This is a genomic window from Rhizorhabdus histidinilytica, assembly GCF_900167915.1.
GTDB lineage: Bacteria > Pseudomonadota > Alphaproteobacteria > Sphingomonadales > Sphingomonadaceae > Rhizorhabdus > Rhizorhabdus histidinilytica.
This window is the reverse complement of sequence record NZ_FUYM01000003.1, coordinates 76,949-97,803: the sequence shown is the minus strand read 5'-3', so window position 1 is coordinate 97,803 and position 20,855 is coordinate 76,949. Positions and strand designations below refer to the sequence as shown.

Annotated in this window: 15 protein-coding genes; 6 read left to right on the top strand and 9 right to left on the bottom strand. The window is 67.5% G+C overall.

Annotation, left to right across the window (positions count from 1 at the left end; all coding sequences use genetic code 11):
• The first annotated feature begins 19 nt into the window (after positions 1–19).
• The gene (locus B5X82_RS07070; RefSeq protein WP_209045931.1) at positions 20–2,233 is read left to right on the top strand and encodes a xanthine dehydrogenase family protein molybdopterin-binding subunit; all 2,214 of its coding nucleotides are present in this window, start codon (positions 20–22) and stop codon (positions 2,231–2,233) included.
• Between the two features lie 114 nt (positions 2,234–2,347).
• Here B5X82_RS07070 and B5X82_RS07065 read toward each other — a convergent pair whose 3' ends face one another.
• Complete coding sequence (locus B5X82_RS07065; protein WP_079647427.1) at positions 2,348–3,526, bottom strand: DUF1214 domain-containing protein; 1,179 nt, start codon at positions 3,524–3,526, stop codon at positions 2,348–2,350.
• 4 nt (positions 3,527–3,530) lie between these two features.
• Positions 3,531–4,787 (bottom strand): sulfotransferase family protein, encoded by a 1,257-nt coding sequence (locus tag B5X82_RS07060; protein ID WP_079647426.1) that lies wholly within the window; start codon positions 4,785–4,787, stop codon positions 3,531–3,533.
• 437 nt (positions 4,788–5,224) lie between these two features.
• On the opposite strand from B5X82_RS07060, the gene B5X82_RS07055 reads away from it, so the two are divergent.
• Positions 5,225–5,833, top strand: coding sequence for a TetR/AcrR family transcriptional regulator (locus tag B5X82_RS07055; RefSeq protein ID WP_079647425.1), 609 nt, complete (start codon positions 5,225–5,227; stop codon positions 5,831–5,833).
• A 124-nt stretch (positions 5,834–5,957) separates the two neighbouring features.
• Here B5X82_RS07055 and B5X82_RS07050 read toward each other — a convergent pair whose 3' ends face one another.
• The gene (locus B5X82_RS07050) at positions 5,958–6,872 is read right to left on the bottom strand and encodes a formylglycine-generating enzyme family protein (protein WP_079647424.1); all 915 of its coding nucleotides are present in this window, start codon (positions 6,870–6,872) and stop codon (positions 5,958–5,960) included.
• 179 nt (positions 6,873–7,051) lie between these two features.
• Between B5X82_RS07050 and B5X82_RS07045 the strand changes: the two genes are divergently transcribed.
• Positions 7,052–8,368, top strand: coding sequence for a hypothetical protein (locus B5X82_RS07045; protein ID WP_079647423.1), 1,317 nt, complete (start codon positions 7,052–7,054; stop codon positions 8,366–8,368).
• 48 nt (positions 8,369–8,416) lie between these two features.
• Positions 8,417–10,822 carry a hypothetical protein gene (locus tag B5X82_RS07040; RefSeq protein ID WP_079647422.1) on the top strand — a complete coding sequence of 802 codons (2,406 nt, stop codon included), beginning with the start codon at positions 8,417–8,419 and terminating at the stop codon, positions 10,820–10,822.
• 18 nt (positions 10,823–10,840) lie between these two features.
• On the opposite strand, the gene B5X82_RS07035 is transcribed toward B5X82_RS07040, so the two are convergent.
• Positions 10,841–11,602, bottom strand: coding sequence for an enoyl-CoA hydratase-related protein (locus tag B5X82_RS07035; protein ID WP_079647421.1), 762 nt, complete (start codon positions 11,600–11,602; stop codon positions 10,841–10,843).
• Between the two features lie 230 nt (positions 11,603–11,832).
• Here B5X82_RS07035 and B5X82_RS07030 point away from each other — a divergent pair, with 230 nt between their 5' ends.
• Positions 11,833–12,231 carry a PRC-barrel domain-containing protein gene (locus B5X82_RS07030; RefSeq protein ID WP_079647420.1) on the top strand — a complete coding sequence of 133 codons (399 nt, stop codon included), beginning with the start codon at positions 11,833–11,835 and terminating at the stop codon, positions 12,229–12,231.
• A gap of 48 nt (positions 12,232–12,279) precedes the next feature.
• A complete protein-coding gene (locus tag B5X82_RS07025) occupies positions 12,280–13,137 on the top strand; it encodes an alpha/beta fold hydrolase (protein ID WP_079647419.1) in 858 nt (285 codons plus the stop codon).
• Here B5X82_RS07025 and glcF read toward each other — a convergent pair.
• The 5 genes from glcF to B5X82_RS07000 all read right to left on the bottom strand — a co-directional run bounded on the left by glcF (position 13,124) and on the right by B5X82_RS07000 (position 20,820).
• The gene (gene glcF / locus B5X82_RS07020; RefSeq protein ID WP_079647418.1) at positions 13,124–14,419 is read right to left on the bottom strand and encodes a glycolate oxidase subunit GlcF; all 1,296 of its coding nucleotides are present in this window, start codon (positions 14,417–14,419) and stop codon (positions 13,124–13,126) included. The genes B5X82_RS07025 and glcF overlap by 14 nt on opposite strands.
• Positions 14,409–15,581: an FAD-binding protein gene (locus B5X82_RS07015; RefSeq protein ID WP_079647417.1), complete on the bottom strand. Its 1,173-nt coding sequence runs from the start codon at positions 15,579–15,581 to the stop codon at positions 14,409–14,411. Before B5X82_RS07015 ends, glcF begins: the two co-directional genes overlap by 11 nt.
• On the bottom strand, positions 15,581–17,074 hold the full coding sequence (locus tag B5X82_RS07010) for an FAD-linked oxidase C-terminal domain-containing protein (protein ID WP_079647416.1): 1,494 nt from the start codon (positions 17,072–17,074) through the stop codon (positions 15,581–15,583). The genes B5X82_RS07015 and B5X82_RS07010 overlap by 1 nt, the downstream gene beginning before the upstream one ends.
• 144 nt (positions 17,075–17,218) lie before the next feature.
• Positions 17,219–19,564: a TonB-dependent receptor gene (locus tag B5X82_RS07005; protein ID WP_079647415.1), complete on the bottom strand. Its 2,346-nt coding sequence runs from the start codon at positions 19,562–19,564 to the stop codon at positions 17,219–17,221.
• Positions 19,565–19,782: 218 nt separating this feature from the next.
• Positions 19,783–20,820: a phenylacetaldoxime dehydratase family protein gene (locus tag B5X82_RS07000; RefSeq protein WP_079647414.1), complete on the bottom strand. Its 1,038-nt coding sequence runs from the start codon at positions 20,818–20,820 to the stop codon at positions 19,783–19,785.
• Positions 20,821–20,855: the final 35 nt, after the last annotated feature.

Sequence of the window (20,855 nt, the reverse complement as noted above, 5' to 3'; positions counted from 1 at the left end):
AAAAGGGACGACCATGGGCATGACGGCAGCGACGAGCAGGCGCGGTTTCCTCAAGTCGGCGGGAGCCTTCGTCCTTGCGACCTATCTTCCGTTCGATCCGGCGCCGGCGCAGGTCGAGCATGGGCCGCCGCCCGCTGCGCCTCAGCCCAACACCTTCATCTCGATTGCCGATGACGGTACGGTCACCGTCCAGATCAAGCATCTGGAAATGGGGCAGGGGGTCGCCACTGGCCTGTGCACGATCGTGGCCGAAGAACTCGACGCCGATTGGGCGCAGATGCGCTTCGCCTTCGCACCGGCCAACGGCAAGCTCTATAACAATCTCTTCTTCGGGCCGCTGCAGGGCACCGGCGAGTCCAACTCGACGTCGAATAGCTGGATGCAACTGCGTCGCGCGGCGGCGGCGATGCGTGCCATGCTCGTCGCTGCTGCGTCTGCCGCCTGGGGTACCGCCCCGGAGGCGATAGAGGTGCGTGGTGGACGGATCGTCGACCGTGCCGGAGGGCGCAGCGTCGGTTTCGGCGAGGTCGCGGTGGCGGCGGCCCGCCTTCCGGTGCCGGAGCAGCCTGTCCTGAAGGATGTCCGCGCCTTTACCCTGATCGGCCGGCAGGACCTGCGGCGGTTGGATGTTGCCGACAAGACGAACGGCAAGGCGGTCTACACGCTGGATATGCGCCAGCCGGGCCAACTTTTCGCGACGGTACAACGTTCGCCACGCTTCGGTGGCAAGCTGGCCTCCTTCGATGCCGAGGCGGCTCGCAAGGTCAGGGGCGTGATCGACGTGCTGGCGGTCCCGATGGGGATAGCCGTCATCGCCAGCAACAGTTGGGCAGCGATCAAGGGTCAAAAGGCTATCTCCGCGCAATGGGACTTCAGCGCCGCCGAAAATCGTTCGACCGACCAGATCATGACCGATTTCAAGGCGGCCGCCGCTACCGCCACGTTGAAGGCGGCGGAGCGGGGCGACGTGGCGGCGGGCTTCGCGGATGCAACGAAGACCATCGAGTTCGAATTCGAATTCCCCTATCTCGCCCATGCTCCCCTGGAGCCGCTGGCAACGGTGATCCAACGTCGGGCGGGCGGCGAGATCGAGCTATGGACGGCCAGTCAGTCGCAATCGCTCGATCAATATGCGGTCGCGGGGATCATGGGTGTTCCCCCGGCCAGGGTGATCATCAACACGCTGCTGGCCGGCGGTTCCTTCGGTCGGCGGTCGGATCCCCTTTCCGACTATGTGGTGGAGGCGGCGGAGGTGCTGAAGGCCTATGGCGGCGACAAGCCGATCCTGGTCTTCCGTACCCGGGAGAATGATTTCGAGGCCGGTCTCTTTCGCCCGATGAGCTATCACAAGGCCCGCGTCGGCATAGGGGCTGCCGGCGAGATCACGGCGTGGGACCATGTGGTGGTCAGCAAGTCGATCACCAAGGGAACGGCCTATGCGCCCCACACCATCCACGACGGGCTCGACGTGACGACGGTCAGCGGGCTGATCGATCATCCCTATACGGCGCCCAATTTCAGAACCCTTGCGTATCAGAGCGACGAGCAGGTGACGGTGACCTGGTGGCGTTCGGTCGCCCATTCGCACACGGCGCATGTCGTCGAAGTGATGATCGACGCGCTTGCCCATCTCGCCAAGGTCGACCCCGTCGCTTATCGGACCCGGCTGATCGAGAAGGACCCGCGACTCGTCGCGACAATGAAGTTGGCCGCGGAAAAGAGCGATTGGGGACGACCGCTGGGCAAGGGGCGCGGACGGGGGATCGCCGTCCATGCATCGCATCGTTCGATGTTCGCGGTGGTTGCGGAGGTGAAAGTCGAGCGCGGCCTGGTGAAGGTCGAGCGCATCGTCGTCGCGGTCGATTGCGGTATCCCTATCAACCCCGACAATATCCGCGCCCAGTTCGAAGGCGGCACGGGCTTCATGCTGTCGGCGGTGCTGCGCAATCGGATCACGCTGAAGGACGGCGAGATCGAGCAGCGCAATTTCGACGCCTATGAACCGACGCGTATCCACGAGATGCCCGAGGTCGAGGTGCATGTGATGCAATCCACCGCTGCGCCGGGGGGGGTCGGTGAGCCAGGGGTGATCTGTGTGGGCCCGGCGATCGTCAACGCGATCCATGACGCCACCGGTGAGTGGCGAACCCGTCTGCCGTTGAAAGCCGAGCTTGAGCAGCGCGACGGCGATATCGTCCCCGGCGTCGTCTTGACCCACCAAGGGCGGCAATAAGCTGAAGTGAGTGGGGGCGTGCCCCCTAGGGCGAGGGCCGAAACAGGCGAGGCGCGCTCGCGGCGCGCCTCGGGTCGTTGGCGGAGATCGCGAAGCGTTTCAGCCTCGCGGGCTTTACCATTTGAAGCGGCTGACGATTCCGCGCCGGCGGCCGGCCAGTTGCTCGGCGCGCTCCTCCCGCGAGATGCGCCTGACCCCTTCGGGCAGATGATCGAACAGCTCGGCGCGCTTGACCTGTCGGCATTGCGGCACCGGATAATGGTCGGCCAGCATCCAGCGATAGGTGACATAGCCCTCGCTATGCCCCGAAGGGTCCAGCCAGTTGGGGAGGCCGGGGTCGTCATGGCTGACCACGACGATCAGCTCGCCATCCTCCTCCAAGGCCGCATAGTGGCAGTTGGTATTGGCGAGCCGGTAGCGGTAATCCATCGTCTCCCACCAGTAATTGCCGAACTCGACCGCCCAATATTGTGCCTGTGGGGGGCGGACCCTTATGATCAGCGCCTCGTCGGGCGGCAGGATCCAATAGGCGATCAGCGGCTCTCCGCCCGGCGTGGCGTCGATCTTGTTGTCGTCGAGCTGGCGATAGGAAAGGAATTGGTTGGGTCGGACCTTCCATTTGTCGATCATGTCCGCCCAATAGGTCACCGACCAGCCGATCCAATGGGCCGCGGCGGCAAGTCCGCCGGTCACCGTTTCCGGCGTCAGCTGCGGGGGCGCCCCGTCGCCGGTCAGGCGGTCGATGCGCGCTTCCATCGGCTTTTCGTTTTCCCAGTCGGCGAAGAACTGGCGGAAAGTGAGCCGGAAGGTCTCCGGTGTCGTCTTGATCCAGTTGCCCGGTTGGGGATCGGGGCTTAGCCAGAGCTCGAAGCTTCCATCGGGAGCGACCTCGATCTGGTCGCCGAACAGGGTGGCGGCGACGGCGCCGCCCCAGGGCGTGTCGCCGCGCTCGACCACCGTTACGCTGAAATAGCGGGCACTGCCGCGATGGCCGGTGACGCGGTAGGTGTCCGTGCCATTGATCGGCGCGCCGACATAGAGGGCGTCGGTGTTGTCGCCGCCCTGTTTCCGCATCGGATCGAAATAATGCATGACCTCGGGGTGCTGGGGGTCCGCATTCTCCATCTCGAAGGCGAGCGCGAGTGCTATGTTGCGGGAGAGCAGGCGGATTCCCGCCGCCCGGTCGACCGGGTTGCTCGCGGCCGTCTCGCGGAAGATGATGTCGCCCTTGGCCTTCAACTCGTCGCAGAAGCGGCCCCACGCGTCACGCAGCGCGATGTCATGTGCTTGCATTCCGTCAGTCCTCCTGCGGCACGTTGAAGTAGCGCTGATAGGCCGCGAACAGCCCGCGCGTGCGATCGTCGCGGTCGACGGCGTAGCGATGCGCGCCGAACTTTCCCTGGGGCTTGCCGGCCAGGTACTGGGCCACCGCCGCCCGCGCGCTGTCGTCGAAGCGAAGTCCCATCCGCGCGTAGAGCTGCTCCAGCGCGTCGAGAGGCGCCTCGACCAGATCGGCGTAGAGCGAATGGATCACCTGTTCGCGCGGGACCACGCCGGTCTCGATCCATTCGATGACCTGGTCCAGGCGAGCGGCGGTGCCTTCGGGCGTCAGCAGTTGCTCGAAGGCCGCCGCGTCGAAGGGCTTGTCGCTGCGCATCCAGTAGATCGTGCCGAGCAGGTTCGTCACCGAACCCTGCGCCTTCACCGGATCGCGGTGCGTCATGATAACGCGGGCATCGGGAAATATGTCGAACAGGGTCGGCAGGAAGGATTGGTGCTCGGGCGTCTTCAACAGCCAGTGCGCCCGCGGGTTCTTCCATTGCAGGAGTTTGAGCAGCCGCTTGTAATAGGCATAGGCCGGTTTCTGGTCGGCCGCGAACAGCCATTGCGAGTAGCTCGGCACCTGAAATCCGGCGGCGAGATGCTGCGAACGGAAGCTCATCCGGAAGGCGACGCCGCATTCGTTGGGAATCCAGGCACCCATCTCGTGCATCGCCTGATAGGTCGGCGCGACTCGTCCCATCTGCGTGATCAGGTCGTGCGCACGCGGTACGCGCGGATCGTCCCGGTAGGTCGCCGCTTCGGGCGGCGGGCAGGGGAGCACCAGCTCCCAATTGGCGGGAGCCAGGAATTGCCCGTCCTGGGCCAGCAGCTCGAACAGGATCGAGGTTCCCGAACGCGGCAGGCCGGTGACGAAGACGGGCTGCGAGATGACCTCGTCCTCTATTTCGGGATGCTGCCGGTAGGTCTCTTCGATCCTCAGTCGGGTCTCGAGGAAGAGCAGCAGGTCCTGCCGGCTCCACAGCCGACCGAACAGGTGGAGCTCCGCCTCCTCTTCGATCGCGCGCACCAGGATATCGAAGGGTTCGCGCCAATCGTCGGGGCCGAAATCCGAAAGCCCGGTGTTGCGCGTCGCGGTGGTGATGAGTTCGTCGGCATCGAGCGGTGCGACGGTCGCCGCGTCCCAGGCGCGCGTTTCCTCCAGAAAGCGCGCCAGCCATTCGGGCCGTGGCGGCGGGCTCCATGCAACCGGTCGGTGGGTGGTGTCGGTCATGTCGTCATTGCTCGGTTTCGATATTTGCGATCGGCCCGGAGACGGGATTCGCGCGAGCGAACGGGCAATTCGCCCATGCCGTAATCCGCTTTCTTCGCCATCATCCTCTCCCAATTCGTGGACCGGGCATTTGGTTTTCCCGGCCTCGCGCATCGGATGTCCGTGGCGCCGTGCCAGCCCCTGAACGGTGCTGGGATGCACCCGGACTAAACTTACTTGCAAGTCGTTTTTTCTCCCATTCAACGGAAAGCAATAATATGAATGCTGATGAGAAATCCCAAAAATTCTAGATAAATATCAGAATATAAAAGATTATTTATATAATTTATCTCGCATCTCTCACCCGCTCAATTTACTTATTGGTAAGTAAATTGACATGTTCCAGCCCGGCTGGCAGACGAGGCGCTGCGTAATCGCGGAACGGGTGCCGGATCGGAATGAAGCTCAACAAGGGCGAGGTCACGCGTCAGAACATCCTTGAGACGGCCCAGAAGGATTTTGCCGAACTGGGCTATGAGGCGGCGCGGCTCGAAGCCATCGGCGAGGCGATCGGCATCAAGCGGGCTGCCATCTTCTATTATTTCAGGAGCAAGAAGGAGCTTTACGGCGACGTCTTCGCCCATATCCACGAAAGCCTGATCCGGCATAGCAAGGAGCGGCTCGCCGGAGCCGACGACCCCTGGGAGAAGCTCATGCTGCTCGTCGACGGCTGGGTCGACTATATGGTGGCCCATCCGACCGCGGCGCGGCTGATCCTTCGCAATTGCGCCAATGCCGCGCACCCCGAGGACTATTCCCCGACCTTTTCGGGCAGCGCGCTGCAGATGATGCGCGACATCATCAGCGAGGGCGTCGCCAGTGGCCGCTTTGCGGAAAACAGCTCGATGCACCTCGTCAACCTGCTCAGCGGGAGCATCCTTCATTATGTCTGCAACCCGGAGCAGTTGGGCGACGAGCGCCCCTATCGGCCCGAAGACCCGGCCGAAGTCGCGAACTTCAAGCTGGTGCTGAGGCGAACGGCCCGCGCGATCGTCGATCTGCAATAGCGGTCAGGCTCGCCGAGCCGCCCGGCAGGAGCGCGCTTGCGAGCAACCTCCGCGACAGCCGCCGGCGGCGAGCTGGTGTCGAGCCGCGTTTCGCTATGCCTTAGCTCTGAACCTCAGTAGGTCGTCATCCGATCCGTACGATGCAGCGGAAGCCGATATGACTGGTGCTCGTGTCGATCGCCTCGGGGTGGCGCGCGGCGGGGCGGTAGCGCTGGCAGTAATTGGAGGCGCAGAGGTGCGATCCCCCTTTCAGCACCCGGCGCGGAATCCGCGCGGGCGACTGGGGATCGAAGCTGTCATGCTTGCGCGCGCCGCGCGGGTTGGCAGGAATGCAACAACTGCCCCGGGCCTTGCGCTCGATCTTCGGCGGGGCGTACCAGTCGCTGGTCCATTCCCAGACATTGCCAATCATGTCGTAGAGGCCGAAGCCGTTGGACGGGAAGCTGCGTATCGGCGACGTTCGCTCCCAGCCATCGTCGAGGGTGTTGGCATAGGGGAACAGGCCCTGCCAGTAATTCGCCATCATCCGTCCACCCGGCGCCAGTTCGTCACCCCAGGCATAGTCGGCATTCTCCAGCCCGCCGCGCGCCGCGAATTCCCATTCGGCCTCGGTCGGCAGCGCCTTGCCCGCCCAGCGCGCATAGGCTTCCGCATCGGCCCAGGCGACATGAACGACAGGATGATCGTCAAGCCCGTCGATCGAGCTGTCGGGGCCGCAGGGGTGGCGCCAGTCCGCGCCCAGGACGAACCGCCACCATTGCGACGGATCGCGGGTGTCGACGGGATGGGCGGTCCGGGTGAACACCGCCGATCCGGCATGGGCCAGTTCGGGCAGCATGCCGGGATAGTCCTTCGGGTCGGGCGGAATCTCGGCGCAGGTGACATGCCCGGTCGCGGCGACGAAGCGGGCGAAGTCTGCGTTGGTGACGGGCGTCTCGTCGATGAAGAAGGGATCGACGCGCACTTTCCGCGCCGGCGCTTCCTCCGGATAGAAGCGGTCCGATCCCATGGTGAAGACGCCGCCCGGCACGAACACCATGCCGGCTGGGGCCTGATCGGCGGCGAGGAGGCGAGAAGGTTCTGACACAGTCACCCTTTGCCAGCGAACAGGATAACTCACAACCTCGCGCCCGTCCGCTTCCTGTCTTGCGCATTGCGGCAAAAGCCGCAAACTGGACGGGCCTCCGCGATCGGGAGGACGGGCGGGGCCAGCAGGACATGACGGGCGATCAGGCGACCGATCGACGCGACATCGCGCAACTCGCCGCCATGCTGATGATCGTCGTTGTCGCGCTGTTCGACGCGTCCAGCCTGCGGGGCCTCTACGGCGACGGTTCGAATTTCCTCTATCATCTGCTCAGGACGAAGGATTTCGTCCACGCCAATCCGTCGCGACTGTGCACCGAATGGCTGACGCAGTTCCCGGTGGTGCTCGCGCTGCGCGCCGGCGTCGTCGACCTGCCGGCGTTGATCCTGCTGCACTCGGCGACGCTGGTGCTGATGCCGGTGGCCTTGTGGGTGCTGGCGCTCGCGCGGCTCCATCGCGATCCCGCCTTCTGGCTCGCCTTCCTGCTGTTCTGCATCGTCTATTTCAACGTCGGCTTCTTCGCGATCGGGGAATATAATCTCGCTTATGCGCTGGTCGCGCTGGCGCTGGCGATCCTGACGGGCAAGGCGCGGATCGGGCTCGGTTGGGCGGTCGTAGCGCTGCTTGCCGGCCTTGGCCTGCTCGCCGCCTATGAGGCGATGCTCTATCTCGGCCCGCTGCTCGTCCTCACCGGCGTCCTGCGCCTGTGGAAACGGAGCGAGCTGCCCGCCGTTCGCGCCCTGTTGCTGTTCGGGATCCTCGCCTATGCGGCGGGGACGGGCGTGGCGGTCTGTTTCGTGGTCAACCCGGGCCATCCCGAACAGCTCGCCGCGGCGATGGCGTTCTTCGCCGCGATGCATAACCGGCTGCTCGCCTTGTCGGTCGCCTTCGCGATCGGCTGGATCGCTCTGTCGACGCCGGTCGCCTGGCTGCGGCGCGGCGGCTTCTTCCTCGCCATCGCCTGCCTGGTCGGGCTCGTGCTGCCCGCCAACTGGTCACTGCCGCACCAGCATTATGAGGCGCGGACGCTGGTCGGCCTCGCCCTGTTCGGGCTGGGCGGTCTGCTCGCGCTCCGTTTCGTCGCGATCGCACGCTGGCCGGCGCTGGTCCGCGTCGATCGCCGGGCGCCGATCGTCGCGCTGCTGTTCTTCGTTGCGCTCGCGGTGTCGAACATGGCCTATTCGCTCGACTATCGCGCCTATCTCGCGCTGTTCCGGAACGAGGTCCGCTCGCGCTCGGGGTTGGTTGCGGTGGAGGATACCCGGCTGCTCGACGGCCGGCTCGCCCGCTATGGTTGGATCTGGGCTTATCCGCTGATGAGCCTGCTGCTGCGCGAGAAGGCCGATCAGGCGATCATCCTCAATCCACGGGACTATCGCGGCTATGAGCCCTTCGAGGTGAAGGACGGCGTTCCCGATCTCGGCGAATATTACCGGCCGGGGCGATAGCGAGCCGACGGGTTGACCCTTCGCCGCCTTGTTGCGTTAGAAGGCGGCATGATGGCGAAGTCCTTTCCTTCCCGCCTGTTGCGGGCTGTCGCGGTCATGGCGCTGGCGGGTGCCTCGTTCGCGCCCCTGCCGCTGCACGCCGCCGATCCGGCACCCTTCGACCTGCCGGGTCCGGGCCTCCGCATCAGCGTCAGTCGCGGCGAGGTCACCCTGCCGATCGACCGGGTGCCGAGTCTCGCCGAGGGCGACCGGCTGGTGATCCGTGCCGATTTCCCGGAGGACCAGCGCGCCCGCTTCCTGCTGGTGTCGACCTTCCTCCAGGGTGCGACCAATCCGCCGCCCAAGGACTGGATTCGGACCGCCGAACCCTGGAAGAAGAAGGAGAAGGACCGCCAGCTCGACCTCGTCGTGCCCAAGGGCGCACGCCAGCTCGTGCTGTTCCTGGTCCCCGCCACAGGCGGCGCAGCCGGGGCGATCGCCGATGCGGTGCGCGGTAGACCGGGCGAATTCGTCCGCGCCAGCCAGGACCTCAACCAGGCCTCGCTCGACCGCGCTCGCCTCGACGGCTTCCTGGCGGCGATCCGTGCGCAGGAGAACAGCCACCCCGAATATCTGCGCAGCGTCGCGCCGACGCTTGCGCGCAGCCTGTCGATGAAGCTCAACGAGGAATGCCTCGGCAAGGTGATCGAGCTCCAGGCGGCCTGCCTGCTCGAGCATCGCGACACGCTCGTGCTCGCCGACGTCCACACCTCGTCGCTGACCGAGACGCTGTCGGGTGCGCCGGTCGATCTGGCGATGCAGCTCAGTTCGACCCGCGAGGCGGGGATGGGCTATTACAGCCCCTATATCGGCGTCATCCGCGACATCGCCCGCGTGTTCGGGGCGTTCAGCAATCCGCAGCTCGACTATCTGCCGAGCCTCAGCCTGCGGCACGGAGAGGGCGTGTCGCTGCTGCTCAACGCCGCGCCGTCCTTCGACAAGCCGCGTTCGGTGCTGGTCACCGCGATGCCGGCGATCGAAGCGAACAGCCCGCCGCGCCTGCGGGCTGCGGTCGACGGGCCGCTATGCGGCGCGCGGCCGGGCCTCGTCCTGCCGGTCGACGGCGCGCCGCTGATCTACGCCACCGACTATCTGCACGACGCCCGGCTTCGGTTGACCGCCGGGTCGAGGACGATCGAGCTTCCGCTCGTGCCGCGCGCCGATCGCGGAGGCTATGTCGTCGCCGGCGCCATGCCGGCCGACCTGAAGGGCAAGGTCGAGGCGCAGATCCTCGGCCAATGGGGCTTCGACCGTTTCGAGGGGCCGCGCTTCGTGCTGCAATTCCCGGCCGAGGGCGATTGGGCGGCGGCGGGCGGCGTGTCGAGCCTGGTGACGCGACGTGACAATCCGATCGCGCTGACCGGGCCGGCACCGGCCTGCGTTACCAGCGTCGCAATGCGTACCGGGTCGGGCCCACAGCCGCTCGCCGCGAAGCTGAACGACGATGGCGACGTCGCCGTCACCGTTCCGCTCAAGGACAGCCGCCCCGGCGAGGTGGTGTTGGAGATACGCCAGCAGGGCGTCGCCGAGCCCGCCACCGTTTCCTTGCGCGCCCGCGCCCAGGCAAGTCGACTCGACGGGCTTGCGATCCATGCCGGCGACCGATCGGCGCTGCTGTCGGGCCAGCGGCTCGACCAGGTCGCTCGCGTCGAGCTGGCCGGCCTTACGCTATTGCCCGCCGGGTTGACGCGCGAGGGCGACGTCGATCGTCTCCAGCTCGACGCCGAAGGCACGGGCGAGGGGATCGCTCCCGGATCGCCGACCGCGCGCATCACCCTTCAGGACGGGCGGGTGCTGAGCCTGCCGGTGACGGTGGCGGCGCCGCGACCGGGCGTCACCCTGATCGAACGCAGCCTCGCTCCCAAGCAGGCGCGGCGCGGCCTGGCGCTCGAAACCAAGGGACAGGCGTTGCTGCCCGACAGCGCGCGGCTGGTTTTTTCGTTGCGTGCCGCGCCGGGCACCCGCCTGTCTCCCGCCGACAGCATCGAGGTCGCGACCGTGGATGGCGAGTCGCACGCGACGCTGTCGAACGGGCCCGAACTGCGCTTCCAGGGGCGCGACGTGCTGGTGGCGACTCTCGACCCGGCGGTGCTCGGGTCCTCGGCCTTCGGTCCGCTCCGCTTTCGTCTCCACCAAGGCGACGTGACGAGCGGCTGGCAACCACTGGCGGTGCTTGCCCGGCTCCCCACAATCACCCACGTTCAGTGCGACAAGGGTGCCGCCCGCTGCCGGATGGAGGGCGAAGGCCTGTTCCTGATCGACAGCATCGCGCCGGTCTCGGGCAACGCTCAGCCGGTGCGCGTGCCCGAAGGCTTCACCGGCGCATCGCTGAGGGTGCCGGCCCCGCAAGGCGGTCGCCTCCAGCTCCGCTTGCGCGACGCGCCCGACGAGCCGGTGGTGCTGGTTACGGGATAGGGAGCCTCTTCGGCCGGCTCATGACGCCGGCGGGCCCTTGCGCGCGGCGAAGGCGGCGAAGGCCGCCGCCGCCTCGGGGGTCTGGATCTGCGCGGCGAATGCCTTCTGGTCGGCGTCGAGCGCGGCCGCGATCGCTTCGGCATTGCGCATCAATGCCTTGGTGGCCACCAGCGCCGACAAGGGCTTGCCCGCCAGCGTGCGTGCCGCCAGCTCGGCTGCTCGTTCCACCTCGTCGGCGGGAAGCGCGCGGTTGGCTATGCCGATTGTCGCGGCCTCGGCGCCGCTCAGCGGCTCGCCCAGCGCGAACAGCGCAAAGGAACGGACATGGCCGATCCGCTCGGGCAGCATCAGCGCCGACGCCGCCTCGGGGACGAGTCCGAGGTCGATGAACGGTGTCCGCAGCTCGGCATCCCCCGCGATATAAACGAGGTCGCAATGGAGCAGCATCGTAACGCCGATGCCGATCGCCTGGCCGGTGACGGCGGCCACCAGCGGCTTGGGAAAGGTGCTGATCGCCTCAAGGAAGGGGCCGATGTTCGAGGCAAGGATGTTCTGCTCGCCCGCGGCGGCGGCGGCGAACATCGATATGTCGTTGCCCGCGCAGAAATCGGGCCCTTCACCGCGGATCAGGACCGCGCCGGTCTCGGGATCGTCGGCCGCGCGGGCCAGCGCGGTGGCTATGTCGCCGTACATCGCGTCGGTGATCGCGTTCTTCTTCGCCGGCCGGTCCAATATGATGGACAGCACCCGGTTGGCGCTTTCGGTCCTGATGTCGCTCATGATCCTCATCCCCGTGCCGGCTCGAGCCCCGGCCAGCGACGACCCGCCGTCGCGGTCCAGGAGTCTTGCTTGATGCCATAGGCTTGCAGCAACGCATTATGGAAGCCGTCCGCGCTTTCCGCCGGACCCGTTATGTGGGACAATGACGGCCGAAGCGCGGATCCGGGAACGATCCGGGCCGGCTTCGGTTGAATCCTAGCATCGCCCCGTGGGCGGACAGGAGAGACGCCATGAACCAAGCCGTTTCAGGCACGCCGGTGGAGACCAGCCATCGGCTGATTTTGGGCAGCCGGGTGAACGGCACGCCCGTGTTCAGCAAGGAAGGCGAGCGCATCGGCCATGTCGACGATCTGTCGATCGAGCGCGGTACCGGCCGCGTCGTCTATGCGATCATGTCGTTCGGTGGCTTCCTGGGGATCGGGGAGAAATTCCACCCGCTCCCCTGGTCGCTGCTCGACTATGATGTCGAGCATGACGGCTATGTCGTACCGCTCGATCGATCCGCGCTCGAAAATGCACCCCATTATGGGCGCGACGAGTTGGTCGAACTGGGCGGCGCCAGCATCCGCCATTACGACCAGCGCATCTTCGAATATTACGGACCCTATGGTCCGCTGCCCTATTGGTGATCGGCGGAACCGGTTGATTTCCCCGCGCCGCCGTGGAAGGCGGTGGGGATGAGCGAGATCGAAACCCGGCGGTTCGCCGCCCATGGCCTGACCCTGGTCGGTGATGTCGGCGGCCCCGAAGGTGCGCCCGCGGTCGTGTTGCTGCACGGCGGGGGGCAGACCCGGCACAGCTGGGCGGGCACGATGCAGCGGCTCATCGCCCAAGGCTATCGGGTGATCAACCTTGACGCCCGCGGCCATGGCGAGAGCGACTGGGCGCCCGACGGCAGCTATCGTCTGTCGGACATGGCGCAGGACCTGCGGATGGTGCTCGCTACGCTCGGGCAGCCGGTCGCGCTGGTCGGGGCGTCGATGGGCGGCATGACCGCCTTCCACGCGATCGGCAGCAGCGATCGCCCGATCGCCGACGCGCTGGTGATGGTCGACATCGTCCTCAAGCCCGCCGAGGCAGGGGCCAAGCGGATTCAGGCGTTCATGCGGGCCTATCCCGACGGCTTCGCGTCGGTCGAGGAGGCCGCCGACGCCGTGTCCGCTTATTATCCGGAGCGGCCGCGCCCGAAGGACGTGAGCGGGTTGCGCAAGAATCTGCGGCTGCGCGAGGACGGCCGCTTCCGCTGGCATTGGGACCCCCGCATCCTCGACATGGGTCAGCGCGCAGAGCCGCCCGGACCGTTCGAGACCCTTGCGATGCTGGCGCCGAAGGTCACGCTGCCGACCTTGCTCGTGCGCGGAGGCAAGAGCGACATCGTCGACGACGCGGGCGTGGCGGAGATGGTGCGACTGGTGCCGCAGACCGAGGTGTTCGACGTGCCCGGCGCCGGCCATATGGTGGCCGGCGACATGAACGATCCCTTCAGCGCGGGGATGATCGCCTTTCTCGAACGCCACCTGCCTAGCGGCGGCTGAGGCTTTCGGGGGCGGGGCCGCCGCTGGCCCAGTCGACCAGTTCGACGACATGGGCGAGCGGGGTGGCGCTGCGCATCCCGATCTGCATCGCGCAGCCGATATTGCCGGTGGCGATCACGTCGGCGCCGAGCCGGTCGATCGCGGCGGCCTTGCGGTCGCCGAGCTTGCCCGCGAGCTCGGGCTGGAGGATGTTGTAGGTCCCTGCCGAACCGCAGCAGAGATGCGCCTCGGCCGGGGTCTTCACCCGATAGCCCATCCGGGCGAGCAGCCGCTTCGGCGCCTCGGTGATCTTCTGGCCGTGCTGGAGCGAGCAGGCCGGGTGATAGGCGACGGTCAGCCCGCGCCCGTCGCCGGCCGGCAGGTCGAGCGTGTCGAGGAACTCGCTGACGTCCTTCGCGAGCGCCGAGACCCGGGCGGCGCGATCGGCATAGACCGGGTCGTCGCGTAGCAGGAAGCCATAGTCCTTGATCGTGGTGCCGCAGCCCGACGCGGTGATCAGGATCGCGTCGAGCCCGCCGGCCTCGTCGATCTGGCGGCTCCAGGCGTCGACGTTGCGCCGGGCGGCGTCGCGGGCGGCCTCCTCGCGGCCCATATGGTGGACCAGCGCACCGCAGCAGCCCTCGCCGGGCGCGAGCACCGCCTGATAGCCGAGCCGGCCGAGCAGGCGGATCGTCGCGGCGCGGACCTCGGGCTTGAGCACCGGTTCGGCGCAACCCTGGAGCAGCGCGACGCGGCCGACCGGGGCGGTCGGGCGCGGCGTGTCGTGTGTCGCCGTGCCAGCGCCGTTGCGAGGCGCGAGGCTGAGCATCGCGGCGAGCGGCCGGGCCCATCCGATCCGGGCGAGCAGCGGCGCGGTCGGGCGGGCGAGCCGGGCGAGCGCGAGGGCGAGGCGGAAGCGGCCGGGATGAGGCAATACCGCCGCGAGCAGGCTGCGGATCAGCCGCTCGGCCAGCGGGCGGCGATAGTGCCGCTCGATATAGGCGCGGGCATGATCGACCAGGTGCATGTAGTTCACGCCCGATGGACAGGTCGTCATGCACGACAGGCAGGACAGGCAGCGGTCGACATGGCGGACGACCTGGGGCGTCGGCTCCGCCTCCTTCTCCAGCATGTTCTGGATCAGGTAGATGCGCCCGCGCGGGGAATCGAGCTCGTCGCCGAGCAGCACATAGGTCGGGCAGGTCGCGGTGCAGAAGCCGCAATGGACGCATTTGCGGATCACCGCCTCGGCGACCGCCGTCGCGGGATCGGCGAGTTGTTCGGGCGAGAAATCAGTGCGCATGCGCGTGGTCCAGGAAGCGGCCGGTCTCGAAGATGCCGGCGGGGTCGAAGGCGCGGCGGACGCGCTCCTCGAGCGCCATCACGCCGGCCGCGCGCGGATGCTGCATCGGCACGCGGTCGCGCAGCTCGGCGGGACCGCGCAGCAGCATGGCGTGGCCGCCCGCCGCCTCGGCCGTGCTACGGACCAGGGCGGGATCGCCGTCGAAGCCGAGCCAGACCAGTCCGCCGGCCCAGTCAAGCAGCCAGCGGCCGCCGAGCGGATCGAACGCCGCGACGAAGCCCGGCGCGGCGGAGGGGGGCAGGGCGACGCGCCACAGGGTTTCGGCATCGGCGAGTGCCCCGGCCCGGCCGATCGACGTCCAGAGCGGCGCGGCCTCGTCGGCGGGCAGCTCGACCGTCCGGCCGTGGCGTTCGAGCAGGTGGGGCAGGGCGGCGCAGCGCGCCTCGACCGAGGGCGCGAAGCCCTGCACCCGGAACAGGGTGACGGCGGCGCGGCCGTCGAGCGCCGGGCGGTGCGCGGCGGCGGCGATCTCGGCCGGGCCGCCCATCGCGTCGGCCATCGCCGCCTGCGCGGCCTCCGCGCCGAGCCCCTCGATCGCCATGGTGCGGACGACCCTGGGGCGCGGCAGCACCTTGAGGGTCAGCTCGGTGATTGCGGCGAGCCGGCCCCAGCTTCCGGCGATCAGCTTGGGCAGGTCGTAGCCAGTGACGTTCTTGACCACCTTGCCGCCCGCGACGAAGCGCTCGCCGCGCCCCGAGACGGCGGTGAAGCCGAGCAGATGATCGCGCGCGCCGCCGGCCGTCAGCCGCCCGCTGCCCGCGGTGCCGGCCGCGACCACGCCGCCGATCGTCGCCGTGCCGGGGGCCTGACCGAACAACGGGCCATGGTCGAAGGGCTCGAAGGCGAGCATCTGGCCCTGTTCGGCGACGAGCCGCTCGACGTCGGCCAGCGGGGTGCCGGGGCGGACGGTCAGCACCAGTTCGGGCGGATCATAGTCGGCCACGCCGGCGAAGCCGCGCAGGTCGACGATCTCGGCGTCGCGCGCGGCGCCGATCGCCGTCTTGCTGCCGCCGCCGCGCAGTTCCAGCTTGCCACCGTGGCCGACGGCGTCGGCGAACAGCCTTTCCAGATCCTCGGGCGTGGTCGGATGATGGACGGTCATCAGAAGCGCGGCAGGTCGGGGAAGGGCAGCGCGCCGCCATGGACGTGCATCCGCCCCAGCTCGGCGCAGCGGTGCAGCGTCGGGAAGACCTTGCCCGGGTTGAGCAGCGAGGCCGGGTCGAAGGCGCATTTGACCCGCTGCTGCTGTTTGAGGTCGATGTCGCTGAACATCGCCGGCATCAGGTCGCGCTTCTCGACGCCGACGCCATGCTCGCCGGTCAGCACCCCGCCCACCTCGACGCACAGGCGCAGGATGTCGTTGCCGAATTCTTCGGCACGCTCCAGGTCGCCGGGCTTGTGTGCGTCGTAGAGGATCAGCGGGTGGAGATTGCCGTCGCCGGCATGGAAGACGTTGGCGACGCCCAGCCCGTGATGCGCGGCCAGCTCGGACATGCGGCGCAGCACCTCGGGCAGGCGGCGGCGCGGGATGGTGCCGTCCATGCAATAATAATCGGGCGCGATCCGGCCGACGGCGGGGAAGGCGGCCTTGCGGCCCGCCCAGAAGGCCAGCCGCTCGGCATCGTCGTTGGAGACGCGCAGGGATACCGCGCCGTTGGCGTCGGCGATCCGCGCCACCTCGTCGACCAGATGGTCGCATTCGGCGGCGGGGCCGTCCATCTCGACGATCAGCAGCGCCTCGACGTCGAGCGGATAGCCGACCTGGACGAACGCCTCGGCGGCGTGGATGGCGGGGCGGTCCATCATCTCCATCCCGGCCGGGATGATGCCGGCGGCGATCACGTCGGCCACGCACTGGCCGGCGCTCTCGACGGTCGGGAAGCCGATCAGCGCGGCGCGCGCGGTCTCGGGCCGGGGCAGGATGCGGACCGTCACCTCGGTGACGACGCCGAGCAGCCCTTCCGACCCGACGACGACGCCGAGCAGGTCGAGCCCGGCCGGATCGAGATGACGGCCGCCGAGGCGCAGCACCTCACCCTCGATCGTCACCAACTCGACGCCGAGGACGTTGTTGGTGGTCAGGCCATATTTCAGGCAATGCACCCCGCCCGAATTCTCGGCGACGTTGCCGCCGATCGTGCAGGCGATCTGGCTCGACGGGTCGGGGGCGTAGTAGAAGCCCTCCTCCTCGACCGCGCGGGTGATGGCGAGGTTGGTGACGCCGGGCTGCACCACCGCGATCCGGTCGGCATAGTCGATGGCGAGGATGCGGTTGAAGCGCGCCATGCCGAGCAGCACCGCGTCGGCCAGCGGCAGCGCCCCGCCCGACAGCGACGTGCCCGCGCCGCGCGGCACGACCCGCACGCCGTTGGCGTGGCACCAGCGCAGCACCGCCGCGACCTGGTCGACCGTCTCCGGCAGGACGACGGCCATCGGCGGCTGGCGATAGGCGGTCAGCCCGTCGCTCTCATAGGGGCGAAGCTCGTCGGCATCGTCGATCACGCCCTCGCCGGACACGATCGCCCGCAGCGCCGCGACGATCTCCGCGCGGCGGGCGAGCACGGCCTCGTCCGGTGTCGGCATCTTCAACGTCATGCTCGATCATCCACCCCCGCCGCCGACTCCGCAACGGTCTTATCGGGCGGGCTATTTTTGCGGTAGAGGATATGATCGAAAAAGAGTTGTTCCCGTGTGGAACGAATGGTGCGGCCGATCCGCTTGGGACCGGCCGGGACCCGTTCAGAAGTTGAAGCCCAGCGTAGCGCCCCATTCGCGGGGGCGGTTGTAGTTGGCCTCGTGGAAGCCGATGCCGTAGTTGCTGTCGCCCGAGACGATGTAACGCTCGTCCGTGACGTTGTCGACGAACAGGCGGAGCGACCAGCGGCGGTCAGGCGCGGTGTAGCCTGCCGACAGGCCAAGCGTCTGATAGGCCTTCTGGTTCAGGAAGCGCGAATTGACGGCGTCGTTGGCATAGCGCGACGAGAAGTGGACATCGGCCCGCGCGTCGAGCTTCGCGTCGTTGCCCAGCGCGTAGGTGTAGGCGGCGCTGATCGTCCCCTGCCATTCGGGGGCCTTGGGCAGGCGGGTCGAGCGGCTGATGATCTGCTCGGGCGTGCTGACCAGCGCCGGGTTGGCGCGGATCGCGGTGTAATGGCTGTCGAGATAGCCGAGATTGGCGGTGAGTTCGAGGCCGGGGAGGGGAATGGCGGTCAGTTCCGCCTCGAACCCCTTGATCCGCGCGTCGCCGGCGTTGAGCGTCACCGGCGCGCCGAGATTCTCGAACACGGTGACCTGGATGCCCTTATAGTCGGTGGTGAAGGCGGCGAGGTTGAGGCGGACCTTGCGGTCGAACGCGTCGATCTTGGTGCCGATCTCGAAGGTGGTGGCGTTTTCCGGGCCGAACGACAGCACCGACGGGCGCGGCGCGACGTAGCGCAGGTTGAAGCCGCCGCTCTTGAAGCCCTTGCTGTAGGAACCGTAGACCAGCATGTCCCCGATCCGCCAGTCGACGCTCGCGCGCGGCGAGAATTTCTCGAACGACTGGGTGGTGACCGAGTTGCGGGGCACGAGCGGGATCAGCGTGCCGGCCGGCGCACCGCCGAACAGGAACGGCGAGGCCGAGCCGGTGACGATATACTGGTCGGAGACGAAGCGCTTCTTGTCCTTGGTGTAGCGGCCGCCCGCGGTCAGCGAGAGGCCGTCGACGATCGTCCAGGTCGCCTGGGCATAGGCGGCGTAGCTCTTGTTCCGGACGTCGGCGACATCCTGGTAGATGGTGCCGACCACCTCCGGCAGGCGGACGACCAGCGGATCCGATCCCTTCTCGTCGAAATAGAACAGGCCGGCGGCATATTTGACCGCGCCGTCGGCGACGTCGCCGACCGCCTGTAATTCCTGGGTGAACTGCTTGTGGCGATAGCCGTAGTTGGAGGTCTCGGTGATCACCAGCGGCGATCCGTCGGCGTCGCGGTTGAATGATCCGGTGGTCTTGCGATAGGCGGTGATCGACTTGATCGACAGGCTCTCGCTCGCCTCGAAATCGAGCGTCAGCGCGGTGCCCCATGCGTCGATGCTGCTGCCGTTCGGGCCGGTCGAATAGGTCCGGTCGCGGCCGGTGATGTAATTGGCCGGGGTGTAGCGGTCGTTGCCGATCACCGGGATGATCGAAGGCGTCGACCCGAAGCTGTTGTAGGCGAACACCAGCGGACCATCGGCCAGCGTGCCGGTGATCCCGGCGAGCCGGTCGGCGGCGTTGTTCTCGCGCAGGCGGCTATAGTCGCCCGACAGGGTCGCCTTGAACCGATCCGAGAAATCATGGACCAGCACCATCCGCGCGGCCTGCCGGTTCTCGTTGCCGAGGTCCGTCAGCGGCGTTCCGCGGAGCAGCGACTTCTGCTGCGGTGTATAAGCAGACTTGACGAAACCATTCTTATCCTTGGAGGAAATGGATATACGGACCGCCGTGTCGGGGCCGAGCGGCAGGCTGATCGAGCCGCGCAGATAGCGGCGGCCATAATTGCCGAGCGAGGCTTCGAGCGAGCCGCCGAATTCCTTCTCCGGCATCTTCGAGATGATCGAGATGGCGCCGCCGATCGTGTTGCGGCCGAACAGCGTGCCCTGCGGCCCGCGCAGGATCTCCATCCGCTCGATGTCGAGCACGTCGAGCACGCCGCCCACCGAGCGCGAGACATAGACGCCGTCCACATAGGTGCCGACGCCGGGATCGGTGGTCAGCGCGAAATCCTGCTGGCCGATGCCGCGGATGAACACCGACGCCGCGTTCGATGCGCCGCTGATCGGGGAGGTGAAGTCGAACGAGACGTTCGGCGCGAGGCGCGACACCTGCTGGATATCCGACAGGCCCTTGCGGCTGATCGCGTCGGCGGTGAAGGCCGAGATCGCGATCGGCGTCGACTGCATATTCTCGTTTCTTTTCTGGGCAGTGACGACGATTTCTTCGATCGTGTCAGAGCTTCCGGTGGCCTCCTGCCCGACCGCGGGACCGGCGGTCGCGAACAGCGCCGCGCCGGCCAGCGCGAGGCCGATCGCTCGATCGCTCGAACCCGATGTGAGGAATGGCTTCATGATGATCTCCCTGTGCTTTTGGTTTCGAAGCCGAGTGTATGCCGATGGGCGCGGGGTTCTTGCTTGCACCGGAGCGATGCTTTGTTCGGTGCGGCGTCCATCGAGCCGTCATCCTGACGAAAGTCAGAAGCTCGCTGTTCTTCGTCCCCGCCCGAAGCGCGCAAAGGCAGGGGGATCCTGGCTTTCGCCAGGATGACGATGGAGAGAGGAAGCCGGCCTCAGCGCGGCATCTGTTTCAGGAAACCGGTATCCGGGTGGCAGTTGCGATAGTCGTAGAGCTGCTGGTCGGAAGTGACGACATAGACCTCGTGCCACAGGCGCAGCTTCAGGTCGAAATTGAGCTGCTGCACGATCCGCATGAAGGTGCCGAAGATGGCGAGATGGGAGGGATGCGCCTCCGACCATGTCTCCATGTCGCCGAGGGAGCGCCAGTAGCTCCAGCCGAAGCTCTTCTCCTGTGGCGTGCCGTCCAGGTCGACGATGCGCATATAGCGGTTGAGGTAGCAGCCGCATTCTCCACCCCGGTCGCGCAGGAAATCCATGCCCGCGCGCAGCACCGGCTCGATCTCGGCAAGGTAGAGGCGGCGTTCCTCGCCGCCGGTGGGGCCCCAGTCCTGGCCCGAGCGGATGATCGCGATATTGTCGTGCCCGCGCACCGTGACGCGGCCGGCGCCGTCGGCCGCGAAGCCGAGCTGGCCGGTGGGCTCCAGCGCGTCGGTCTGCGCGATCGGGAAACGGTCGCGCGCCGATCCCCAATAGGCATGTTCCTGCACCGGCGGGCTGCGCCGTTCGAGCGCGCGGCCCAGCCCCTCCATCTCGTCCTCCGTGCTGTAGAGCGTCTCCAGCCGTTCGGCGGTTGGGGTCAGTATCTCGCGGAAATGGCCGAGGCCGGTATCGGCGGCTAGGAGAGCGGCGACGTCGGTGCGGCCTTCCCAGCGGCGGAAAACGGCGGGATCGGTCCAATAGGGCTGGAGGACCAGCGTGTCGTAGCCGGCCTCGTCGACATAGCGGGCGAGGTCGACATGGCGGGCGCCGCTGGCGGCGTCGAGCGTCGCACGCAGGGCGCCGACATGCGCCAGCGCCGCATCAGCGTCGCCGGGCCCGCGCCATTGCACGCCGTAGCTCGCCATCACCACCTGCCCGATCGCGGGATCGATCCGCGCCGACCAGGCGGGATAGGGCGGAGCATAATCGTCGGCGATCCGCCGCGGACGCGACCGCGGACAGGCGAGGTGCGGAGTGATCGACGAGTCCATGATGCCTCCCTGCGATGATCCTGCCCGCGATCTTC

Coding starts and splice junctions, on each gene's coding strand:
- B5X82_RS07050 (WP_079647424.1), bottom strand. CDS start 6,872: ATGGTGTTCGTGCCGGGCGGCGTCTTCACCATGGGATCGGACCGCTTC.
- B5X82_RS07000 (WP_079647414.1), bottom strand. CDS start 20,820: ATGGACTCGTCGATCACTCCGCACCTCGCCTGTCCGCGGTCGCGTCCG.
- B5X82_RS07070 (WP_209045931.1), top strand. CDS start 20: ATGACGGCAGCGACGAGCAGGCGCGGTTTCCTCAAGTCGGCGGGAGCC.
- glcF (WP_079647418.1), bottom strand. CDS start 14,419: ATGCGCACTGATTTCTCGCCCGAACAACTCGCCGATCCCGCGACGGCG.
- B5X82_RS07045 (WP_079647423.1), top strand. CDS start 7,052: ATGACGGGCGATCAGGCGACCGATCGACGCGACATCGCGCAACTCGCC.
- B5X82_RS07015 (WP_079647417.1), bottom strand. CDS start 15,581: ATGACCGTCCATCATCCGACCACGCCCGAGGATCTGGAAAGGCTGTTC.
- B5X82_RS07010 (WP_079647416.1), bottom strand. CDS start 17,074: ATGACGTTGAAGATGCCGACACCGGACGAGGCCGTGCTCGCCCGCCGC.
- B5X82_RS07040 (WP_079647422.1), top strand. CDS start 8,417: ATGATGGCGAAGTCCTTTCCTTCCCGCCTGTTGCGGGCTGTCGCGGTC.
- B5X82_RS07005 (WP_079647415.1), bottom strand. CDS start 19,564: ATGAAGCCATTCCTCACATCGGGTTCGAGCGATCGAGCGATCGGCCTC.
- B5X82_RS07065 (WP_079647427.1), bottom strand. CDS start 3,526: ATGCAAGCACATGACATCGCGCTGCGTGACGCGTGGGGCCGCTTCTGC.
- B5X82_RS07055 (WP_079647425.1), top strand. CDS start 5,225: ATGAAGCTCAACAAGGGCGAGGTCACGCGTCAGAACATCCTTGAGACG.
- B5X82_RS07025 (WP_079647419.1), top strand. CDS start 12,280: ATGAGCGAGATCGAAACCCGGCGGTTCGCCGCCCATGGCCTGACCCTG.
- B5X82_RS07060 (WP_079647426.1), bottom strand. CDS start 4,787: ATGACCGACACCACCCACCGACCGGTTGCATGGAGCCCGCCGCCACGG.
- B5X82_RS07035 (WP_079647421.1), bottom strand. CDS start 11,602: ATGAGCGACATCAGGACCGAAAGCGCCAACCGGGTGCTGTCCATCATA.
- B5X82_RS07030 (WP_079647420.1), top strand. CDS start 11,833: ATGAACCAAGCCGTTTCAGGCACGCCGGTGGAGACCAGCCATCGGCTG.